General features: G+C 33.9%; 12 protein-coding genes. 4 read left to right on the top strand and 8 right to left on the bottom strand.

Annotated features, from left to right (window positions below):
• Positions 1 to 12: 12 nt before the first annotated feature.
• From PHI38_RS07250 to flgH, 3 genes are read right to left on the bottom strand one after another with little or no spacing between them, the layout of a single operon-like run.
• Positions 13 to 1224, bottom strand: a complete 1212-nt coding sequence (locus PHI38_RS07250; protein ID WP_299854433.1) for an EAL domain-containing protein — start codon at positions 1222 to 1224, stop codon at positions 13 to 15.
• A gap of 3 nt (positions 1225 to 1227) precedes the next feature.
• Complete coding sequence (locus PHI38_RS07245) at positions 1228 to 2694, bottom strand: hypothetical protein (protein WP_299854430.1); 1467 nt, start codon at positions 2692 to 2694, stop codon at positions 1228 to 1230.
• Positions 2639 to 3361, bottom strand: a complete 723-nt coding sequence (gene flgH / locus PHI38_RS07240) for a flagellar basal body L-ring protein FlgH (RefSeq protein WP_299854439.1) — start codon at positions 3359 to 3361, stop codon at positions 2639 to 2641. The genes PHI38_RS07245 and flgH overlap by 56 nt, the downstream gene beginning before the upstream one ends.
• 77 nt (positions 3362 to 3438) lie before the next feature.
• Here flgH and PHI38_RS07235 point away from each other — a divergent pair, with 77 nt between their 5' ends.
• Positions 3439 to 3882, top strand: a complete 444-nt coding sequence (locus tag PHI38_RS07235; RefSeq protein WP_299854427.1) for a GatB/YqeY domain-containing protein — start codon at positions 3439 to 3441, stop codon at positions 3880 to 3882.
• 20 nt (positions 3883 to 3902) lie between these two features.
• Here the strand turns inward: PHI38_RS07235 and trpC are convergent, their stop codons facing one another.
• The 4 genes from trpC to PHI38_RS07215 are packed head-to-tail and all read right to left on the bottom strand — an operon-like array spanning position 3903 to position 7030.
• Positions 3903 to 4694, bottom strand: coding sequence for an indole-3-glycerol phosphate synthase TrpC (gene trpC, locus PHI38_RS07230; protein WP_299854426.1), 792 nt, complete (start codon positions 4692 to 4694; stop codon positions 3903 to 3905).
• Positions 4691 to 5974 (bottom strand): hypothetical protein, encoded by a 1284-nt coding sequence (locus tag PHI38_RS07225; protein ID WP_299854424.1) that lies wholly within the window; start codon positions 5972 to 5974, stop codon positions 4691 to 4693. The genes trpC and PHI38_RS07225 overlap by 4 nt, the downstream gene beginning before the upstream one ends.
• The gene (locus PHI38_RS07220; RefSeq protein WP_299854422.1) at positions 5964 to 6347 is read right to left on the bottom strand and encodes a YkgJ family cysteine cluster protein; all 384 of its coding nucleotides are present in this window, start codon (positions 6345 to 6347) and stop codon (positions 5964 to 5966) included. Before PHI38_RS07220 ends, PHI38_RS07225 begins: the two co-directional genes overlap by 11 nt.
• Entirely contained in the window at positions 6335 to 7030 is a 696-nt protein-coding gene (locus PHI38_RS07215; RefSeq protein WP_299854420.1) for a methyltransferase, read from the bottom strand. The genes PHI38_RS07220 and PHI38_RS07215 overlap by 13 nt, the downstream gene beginning before the upstream one ends.
• Positions 7031 to 7094: 64 nt before the next feature.
• Here PHI38_RS07215 and kdsB point away from each other — a divergent pair, with 64 nt between their 5' ends.
• Positions 7095 to 7811: a 3-deoxy-manno-octulosonate cytidylyltransferase gene (kdsB, locus tag PHI38_RS07210; RefSeq protein WP_299854418.1), complete on the top strand. Its 717-nt coding sequence runs from the start codon at positions 7095 to 7097 to the stop codon at positions 7809 to 7811.
• Between the two features lie 114 nt (positions 7812 to 7925).
• Here the strand turns inward: kdsB and rpsO are convergent, their stop codons facing one another.
• Positions 7926 to 8201: a 30S ribosomal protein S15 gene (gene rpsO, locus PHI38_RS07205; protein ID WP_299854415.1), complete on the bottom strand. Its 276-nt coding sequence runs from the start codon at positions 8199 to 8201 to the stop codon at positions 7926 to 7928.
• Positions 8202 to 8337: 136 nt separating this feature from the next.
• Between rpsO and PHI38_RS07200 the strand changes: the two genes are divergently transcribed.
• Both PHI38_RS07200 and PHI38_RS07195 read left to right on the top strand, forming a co-directional pair.
• Complete coding sequence (locus PHI38_RS07200) at positions 8338 to 8739, top strand: Rrf2 family transcriptional regulator (RefSeq protein ID WP_299854412.1); 402 nt, start codon at positions 8338 to 8340, stop codon at positions 8737 to 8739.
• A gap of 94 nt (positions 8740 to 8833) precedes the next feature.
• The coding region (locus PHI38_RS07195; protein WP_299854436.1) for an FHIPEP family type III secretion protein at positions 8834 to 9993 on the top strand (1160 nt) is incomplete at its 3' end.

Raw genomic sequence — 9993 nt, 5'->3', positions numbered from 1 at the left:
ATGCAAAAGAGCTTATTGTAACTCTTCCCTAGGCTCTCCAAAATAGTAGCCTTGTGAGTACTCAATACCTAGCTCCTTCACTTTTGCTTGAACATCTTTGTTATGCACAAACTCCGCTATGATTTTTATATCGCTTTTTTTACATAAAAGCACAATAGCCTCTACGATGGTTAAACTTTTTTTATCACTCAAAATATTTCTGATAAAAGAGCCATCTATCTTTAAATAATCAGGCGAGAACTCTAATAGTCTTGAGAAGTTTGAACTACTGCTTCCAAAATCATCTATTGAAATCTTAAAACCATGATATCTAAGAGAGTTTAGCTGCGCTAAAATATCTTCAGTCAGAGTATCAATATCTTCTAAAACTTCTAAGGATATTCTTGATGGGCTTATGTTGTATTTTTTTGCACTACGCAAAAGAGTATCTTCTAAAAAATTTAGATAAAGATCTGTGCTGGTTATATTTATAGAAAATTGATACTCAGTGTCGCTAAACTTTTTAAAACTCTGCTCTATCACTGTTTTTGTAACCAAAGAGAGTGTTCCAGTTAGTTTTGAGGCTTCCATAAATCTTATTGGTGGAGTTAGTACTCCATTTTCACATATCCTAATCAAGCACTCATATTTCTCGATTTTCTCAGTTGCATTATTTATGATTGGTTGATAATAAGTTATTAACCTCTCCTCTTCAAAAGCCTCTTTTATCTTATTTATCCAGTAGATATTTTCTTGCTGTTTTTTAATAAAAACAGAACTTGGATCATAGATTTTAAAAGAGCCACGTTTGTGTTCTCTAAGCTCTTTGATAACAGTTCTTGCATGATTTAAGATATCAGCTCCAGAGCCAATAGATATGCCGATGCTTAGAGAGACTCTTATACTTATCTCTTCTGAGAGATATATCTCGCTTTGATCAAAAAAAGAGATGATAGAGCTAGCAATATCTGAGAGTTTTTGTGAACTCATTACATCCAAAGAGACAATAGCAAATTCATCTGAATTAACTCTAAATAGTTTTGAAGAACTTGGTTTAGCTAGATTGAGCAAACGTGTTATCTCAATTAAAGAAAGATCACCCATCTCTAGACCAAAAGCATTGTTTATGTTGTTAAAGTTATCAATATCTATTAAAAAAAGATTCACATCTTTTACACTTTTTAAATACTCTATTAGAGCAAATCTATTTGCGATATTTGTTAATGGATCATTTTTTTTATTCATAAATTAATTTTCTTTGATGGTGATATAGCTTAAAGGTTTTATCGCTCTATATTTTGGCATACTCATCCCTAGTGTTGCATTTATGTATGTTGGATCCGCTATAACAAACCGTTTTGACTTTACTGACACGCTATCACCCTCAAGAGGAATATAAAGAGCTGTTGCCATATGATCTTTATATTTTATACCAACAACACTGATTTTAAAGAGCTCTTTTACCAAATATGAAAAAAGTATAGCCCTATCTTCGCAATCTGACTTGTCATAGTAAAGAGTCTCCTGCGCAAACATAACTTTCTCACGTCCAAACTGCTCACCATCTATCTCATACTTAAAAGCGCTTTGAACAAAGTGTAGTACAAAGTTGATAGCCTCACTTGCTTTTTTTCCTTGAATATATCCTTTAAATGCACTGTTTAAGTCGTTATATGTACTCCTATCAAGAGGTGTATTAAAAAATGTTTCATAATCTGCTTGAGGATATGTAGCCATAAAATCTATGAGATTTTTGTTATAAGAGATTGGTAGATCGTACCTCTTGCCAGATAAAGAGAAACTAAGCAGTTTTTTTTGAGTATCTGCTTCAAAATTTGGAAGAGTTCTAAGTGAGAGATCAAGCTCTTTGGTAGCATTTGGATAATCTTGTTCATAAGAAAATATCCTCAAAGCACTTTTTGTATAATTATTAAGTGCATAAAACTTTTTATTTGAAAACGAATAACTTGGAGTAGCGTATATAACCTTTTTTGAGTAGTGCAAAAGCAGTACATGTTTGTTTGATATACCTACTTTTACAGAGTATCCAAGCTTATTTAACAAAAACCAGCTAAGAAGATTTGAGCTATCTTCATCAGAAAATGCCATCTGTGATATCTTAGTAACAAGCAGATAGACACCCCAATCATTAAGATTCATCCATTTTGATGTTTTATTGACATCAGTTAAAAGATTCTCATACTCACTTAATGCTGCTTGAGAGAAGAAGTTTGATATTCCAAGTTGGTTTTGTGGATAATATGTGGCTTTTTTTAAGCCTTCTGATACATTAAAGCTAAGTTTTGTTCCAAAAAAATCAAAAGTAGTGTTTTTTACTTTTTTAGATGGTGCTTCTATATCTACAGAAGCGTTATCTTCTTGTTTTTTTACTTTATCTTTTGGTTCTATGTATACTTTAGGGCCAACAGGAGTGATTGTTTGTGGCTTTGCAGGAGTAATTTGTTCAGGCTTAGGTTCTTCATACAAGGAGTCTGGCTGTTGCTGAGTATAAACCCTCCACTCCTCTTTTAGATATTCATTAAAAGCTTTGTCTCTCTCGTCTTTATAACTTTGAAACGACTCGCTTTGAGCTTTTTTAAAATCTTTAAAACTTTGTTGTGCGCTAAGCGTTGAAAAGGCAGCAAATAGTAAAATAAAACTAAAATGGCCAAACAGACTGAATGATTTTTGTTCCCCAACCTCTTTCTGTAGCACGATCAACATCTCCTTGTGTTTTATAAAGAATCTTTGCTTCACTCATTTGTGAAGAGTTGATTCTATTTCCTTGATCTATATCGTAAGGTCTTATAACTCCACCAATTTGGATAATTTGTTTTTGGTTATCAACCAAAATCTCCCTCTTTCCAGAGATAAAATAATTTCCATTTTGCAGAACTTTAACTATCCTAGCAGATACCGTAGTTGTAAAAGATGCGTCTTTTTTAGCACTTCCTTGGCCCTTATAAGCGCTATCAGAGTTACTCTCAAAACCTATATTTGCTATTCCATTTAGCTTGCCAACTGCAGAACTAACGGCTGAATTGCCACCAGTTGAAGCAAAAGCACCTCCACCTAAGTTTAGTGAATCGCTCTCGCTAAGCTGTTTTGTACCACTACTTGAACTTCTAGCGTTTTCTGAGATAACAACAGTAACTATATCATTTACATGCATTGCTTTATGATCTGAAAAAAGAGGATTATCTCCTTGCCCAAAAACACTTCCAACAGAGGTAAAATCTTTATTATCTTCTTTTGCTGGCATCTCTTCAACGTAAGCAGGAGGCTCAAAATCAATCTCAGGTTCTGTTAAATTTGCAGTACACCCAGATAAAAATAGTATAGCATAAATGGGCGCTAAAACCAGTAAAAAAAATCTTATCATCATATGTCTCTTTATATTTAATCTCTTTATTTCGTTATAATCATAGCAATAATAGTTCCATACAAATAAGGTATAAAATGAATCTAAGAGATACGATAAACTGTGATATAAAAGATGCTATGAAAGCTAAAGATGCTAAAAAAAGAGACGCGCTAAGACTTCTTAGTAGTGCGTTTAAGCAGATAGAAGTTGATGAGAGAAGAGAGCTTAGTGATGATGATGTTATAAAAATAATACTCACGCAAGTAAAAAGAAGAGACGATGCAGCTACTCAGTACAAAGCAGCACACAGAGAAGATTTGATGCAGATTGAACTCGATGAAATAGCGTACTACAAAGCTTATCTGCCAACTCAACTAAGTGATGAGGAGTTAACTCTGGCTATAAAAGAAATCATAGCAAAAACAGCTTCTTCAAGTATAAAAGATTTAGGTAAGGTAATGGGAGTAGCAACTAAAGAGTTATCAGGCAAAGCTGATGGAAAAAGAGTAAGCGAGTGTGCTAAAGCACTCCTTTCATAAAAAAACTAGAGCTTTTTGCTCTAGTTACTTCCAAACTTTAGTTTTTTAAGTGCAGCCTCTTCATCATCTTCACGCATTAATGATTCACCAACTAAAAAGGCATCAACTCCAGCTTTGCTTAAATCTTGAAGTTGTCCATGTTCATAGATTCCACTCTCCGCAACGATAACCTTACCGTTTGGTATCATTGGAATTAGCTCATATGAGAGGTTCATATTCATCTCAAACGTTTGTAAGTTTCTATGATTTATCCCGATAATATCGCTTCCTGCATATATAGCTTTTATCAAATCACTTTTATCATGAACCTCAACTAATGCTTCCATGCCTAAATGTCTAGTATATCCTAAAAGCTCTTTTAACTCTGCCTTGCTAAGAGCTGCTGCTATTAGAAGTATGAAATCGGCGCCGTGTACTAAAGCCTCTAAAACTTGATACTTTGTAACTATGAAATCTTTTCTAAGAAGTGGAATACCAACATATCTTCTTATCTGGCCCAAATAGTCCAAATTTCCTTGAAAAAAGTGAGGCTCTGTTAGTACTGAAATAGCACTTGCTCCTCCTCTCTCATAGCTCTGTGCTATTGCAATTGGGTCAAAGTTTTCTCTTATAACACCTCTTGAAGGAGAAGCTTTCTTAACCTCAGCGATGATTCTGTATGGATCCTCTGGTGTTGCTGTTAAAAATGGAAATACATCTCTTGGTGCTCTTGCGTTAAAAGCTAGTGAGCGTCCTAACCAATCAAGAGAAAACTCACTCTCTCTTTTTATAACATCTTCTTTAGTTTTTTTGATTATTTCATCTAAAATCATTTAATCCCTTTTGAATTTTTATAACACTTTTCTATCATCTCTATATGTTTTAGTACCTCTTCATTATCGCCGCCATCAAGTTTTTGCACTTTTTTAATAATTCTTAGAGCTTCTTTGCAATTTTTTAACTTATAGTATCCCCATGCCAAAGAGTCAAGATAATAGGCTGAATTAGGCTCTATCTTTAGCGCCTCATTAATATACTCCATCCCTTTTTTTATATCTATATCATGATCTATAAGTAAATATCCTAAATAGTTGAGATTCATAGAATCTTTACTTGATTTTACAACTTCTTTTAGCTTTGATATTACACTGCTCAGCATCTCTTTATTATTTTTATCTTCACTGCTCTCATACTCAAAAATAGCGCTTTGAGCTAAAAAAGTAACATTACCACTCTCTTCATAGAGCTCTTTTGCTATAAGTGTTGCTTTTTTATAATTTTTTTCTTGAATATAGAGTTGGAGTAAAAGTTCTTGATCAATCTTACTCTCTTGTAAAAATCCACTCATCCCTTTATAGTCTTTTTTATATCCATAAATCTGTATGATTTTTTTTGCAATCTCTATCTTTTTATCTAGTTTATAAACTCTTAAATAGGTTGATAAAAGAGCATCTATGTCATTTTCATTACTGTAAAATCCAATAAGCTTGTTACATATAAACTCAGTACAGCCGTGGATTCTTGAGTGAGCTTCTAGCTGAGCTATTGCATCTTTTTTTCTATCTAATTCGATATACATGATAGTAGCAATCCTATCTATTATCTTCTCATCTGCATTTGTTATATATATATTTTCTAAATATGCTACTGCATTTTGATACTCTTTGAGTTTTATATAGATGTCTGTTACTAGTAGATAATCATCTACTTTTTTAGACATCTCACTTAGTTTTATAGCCAACTCTTTTGCTTCAATCAGGTTATTTAGTTTTATAAGAGCTACTGTTTTAATCTTTAAGAGCTCATAATCATCAACTATGTTTTTCTCTAAATCAACTCTTTGAACTACCTGCTCAAACTTTTGTAAAATTAAGTCATTTTTCAAAGAGCGATAGAGATACTCTTTTTTACCTGTCTCATAATAAAGTGCCTCGAACATCTTTGAAGAGCTGTTGTAATCTTGAAGTTCTTCTAAATAAAGCCCACTCATAATGTACATGTCTTCATTCTCAAAACTTTTTTCATGTTCTTTTTTGAGAGATGGCTCACTAATAGAGCTACATCCACTAAAGATGAGCATAACGGATAAAAGTAGTTTTACACTATATGGCATCTACAACTCCTGGGCACTCAAGTTTTAACTCATCAACTCTAGTTTTAAAATAATCCCAAAAAGGAAATGTTCTACACTGCTCTGGGCGAACATCATAAATCAAGCACCCGTTTGAGCTCTTATCATAAAACGCACACTCATAACTATCTTCTACTTTTCTCTCTTTTATGGAGTATTTATAACCATTTTTAAAGAGATATTTTTTGCTAAACTCTTCAACGCTAAGCTCGCAAAATAGTGCAATTGCTTCTATCTCTTGCATATTTACATATATATACCCGCTCTCTCCAGTGCAGCATTTAGCTTCACATGTTTGACATGCTGCAGGGTTAAACGTGTAATCATATCCATCTTTTTTTATCATATCTGACATTTTATACTCTGTGTGCTGGCTTTTTTATATATATCTTGTGCTTTTTGTGAAAATTCATCACCATCAAAACTGATAAATGGAGGCCAAATCTTCATAAGCGACTTTGAGCCATTTCTTGCATGTATCATCACAAGTGAGGCCACTCTATCTATCTTTGGATGGATGAACTGAACATCCACCGCTCTTAATTTTACTTTTTTTAACTCTTCGCAAATTAGCCCAAATTGCGATGCATCGTAGCAAAATATAAAGTGCGAATTTGGTTTTAATATCTTTGAGACTTTTTTAAAAAACTCATCTAATGGTAAGTTGCTATTATATCTTGCATTAAATAACATCTCATTCTCACTCTTTGTTACGCCATCATGATAAAAAGGGGGATTGGAGATTACATAGTCATATTTTAACTCTTCATCAAGCTCTAAAAAGTCATTTTTATATATTTTGTAAGGTATCTTATTTACTCTAGCATTGTTTGTGGCGTACTCAACAAAAAGCTCCTGTTTTTCAACTGCTTCAAGTTCAACTCTCTCGTTATCTTTGGCAACTAAAAGCCCAACTACGCCACACCCTGCCCCAACATCTAAGACTCTCCCTTTTGGTTTAAGTGAGCTGATAAAATCATATAAAAATATAGAGTCGCTGTTATAGCAATATCCACTAGAGGGCTGGTAAAGAAGCATATAAAAAAAGTCCTAAAAATTCATTTTTGGATATAATTTTGTAATTATATCTTAAAGGCTTTAAATGATAATTATTCCAGCAAGACTGGCTTCGACAAGGTTTCCACAAAAGGTATTAGCAGATATTGGTGGCCTACCAATGGTTGTTAGAACTGCAAAAAGAGTAGCACATTTGGATAGAGTTGTAGTAGCAGCTGATGATGAGCTAATAGCTTCTACATGTAGAGCTCATGGCATAGAAGTTATGATGACCTCAACTACTCATAAAAGTGGAACAGATCGAATCAATGAGTGCGCAAATATCTTAAACCTTAAAGATGATGAGATTGTTATAAATGTTCAAGCAGACGAGCCATTTATCGAGCCACAAGTTGTAGAGAAACTTATACATAGACTGCGTAGTTTAAAAGAAGATGGTGAAGATTTTATTATGGGAAGTTGCTACAACTCAATAAACAGCGAATCAGCACAAGACCCAAATATGGTAAAAGTTGTTCTTGATGATAAAAGCAATGCTATATATTTCTCTCGCTCTGCAATACCATTTAATAGAAGCGGAGAAGCTCAATACTTTGGGCATATTGGTATTTATGGATTTAGTAAAAAGAGTTTAGATGAGTTTTGCAACCTTGCAGACGCACCAATAGAAGATATAGAAAAACTAGAACAACTCAGAGCAATATATCATCAAAAAAAGATTAGCATGGTAAAAGTGTCAAGTACAGGTTTTGGGATAGATACGATAGAGGATTTAAAAAGAGCAGTTGAGATATTTTTATAGAACATCTATAAACACACCAAAGAGAACTTGTCCTCTTTGGTGGCAGGGACTAAAGTCCCTACAACCCTCTAAAGCCACGAAAAACAAGTTTTTCGAGAAAAGAGGGTTCAAACTCTAGATATTATCTCTAATACCTAATTCTGTTATAAGTTTAAGATAAGCATCTTTATCTTTTCTCTTATAGTATTTCATAAGACGACGACGTTGTCCTACTAACTTTAAAAGACCTAGTCTTGATGCATGATCTTTTTTGAACACTTTTAAGTGTTCAGTTAAATCACTGATTCTTTTTGTTAAAAGAGCGATTTGAACTTCACTTGAACCAGTGTCATTCTCACCACGTCCGAATTTTGTAACAATTTCTTGTTTTTTAGCCGAATCTAAAGCCATGATAGCCTCCAAAAGGTATTTTAATCTAACAGTCACACAAATCAGTGTATAAAGTTGAAACGAAATAATATCTGATTTCGGCTTTTATTTCAACTTCTTTTGATATAATTTACAAAAATAAAACAAAGTATTAAATATGTTAATAACACGAGCCAGTGAGTATGCGATACTCTCACTTATAGTTTTATCTAAAGCCACTGCCCCGATGGACAGTGAAACGCTATCTACTCAGCTCTCTATTCCTAAAAGTTTTCTAGCAAAAATTCTACAAGCTATGGCTAAACATGGTATTTTAAAGTCATTTAAGGGCGTAAATGGTGGATTTTCACTTTTACTTGATCCTAAAGATATTAAAATGTTAGATGTCATGTCATCAGTAGAGGGGAAAGCTCCAGCTGTTTTTGATTGCTCTCCATCAATGTACTCTTGCCCATCAGGTAAAGCGCAGTTATGCTCACTTTGGCCATTTTTAAATAAACTACAAGGGAAGATAGACTCTTTTTTAGCGGATTTAACTTTAGCAGATATTTTAGAGTAGAAGATTGGCAAAAAAACTAACTACTAGACAACAAATTGGCACAACACTAAACTTTTTAATAGGACAAAAAGATTTAAGTGTCGTTATTTTTGTAATGGCTATTTTAGCCATTATCATAGTACCTCTACCTTCTACTATCTTAGATATTCTACTTACTATCTCTATGGCCTTAGCTGTACTTATTTTACTTATCTCGCTATATGTTCCAAAGCCAACGGATTTAACAACTTTTCCAACACTTATTCTGATTCTTACACTATTTAGATTAGCACTAAATATTGCAACGACTAGAATGATTTTGAGTCATGGGCATGAGGGTCCTGATGCAGTAAGTACCATCATTACAAGCTTTGGAAATTTTGTGGTCGGTGGAAACTATGTAATTGGTATCGTAGTCTTTTCTATACTCGTACTTATAAACTTTATGGTTATCACAAAAGGCTCAACTAGAGTTGCCGAGGTTGCAGCTCGTTTTACACTTGACTCTATGCCTGGAAAGCAGATGGCAGTTGACGCAGATTTAAATGCTGGTCTTATTGATGACGGCGAAGCAAAAAAAAGAAGAGCAGATATTTTACAAGATGCAAACTTTTATGGGGCAATGGATGGATCTAGTAAGTTTGTAAAAGGTGACGCTGTTGCTGGTATTATCATCACACTTATAAATATAATAGGCGGATTTTTAATAGGTGTTTTTCAATATGATATGAGTGTTGGCGATAGCGCAGCTGTATTTACACTTTTAACTATTGGTGATGGCTTAGTTGGGCAAATTCCTGCACTTATCATCTCAACTGCAACTGGTATTATGATAACACGCTCTTCTGGAGAGGGAGACAACTTTGCAGAGGGTGCAATTAACCAGATAATGGGTAATGCAAAAATCATGATGATTGTTGGTTTTATCATGATTCTTTTTGCTCTTGTTCCAGGACTTCCAACTGCCTCTATGGGGTTAGTTGGCATACTATTTGCGCTTCTTGGCTGGTCGATATATAAATATGAAAAAGGGGAACTTACTATCTTAAATGTAGATAGCATACTCTCCCCAAAAGAAAAAGAGATACAAGCAAAAGAAAAAAGTGCTCTAAAACCTAAAAAAACAAACGAAGAGATTGCAAAAGAAGAGGAAGTTGCGCTAGAAGATATCTTAAAAGTAGAGATGCTTGAACTCACCCTTGGTTACCAACTTATCCGTCTTGCAGATAGTGCGCAAGGCGGCGATTTACTTGAGAGAATCAGATCCATGAGGCG

This window comes from Sulfurimonas sp. (assembly GCF_028694895.1).
Lineage (GTDB): Bacteria > Campylobacterota > Campylobacteria > Campylobacterales > Sulfurimonadaceae > Sulfurimonas.
The sequence above is the reverse complement of the archived record's forward strand: the minus strand, read 5'-3'. Positions and strand labels throughout refer to the sequence as shown.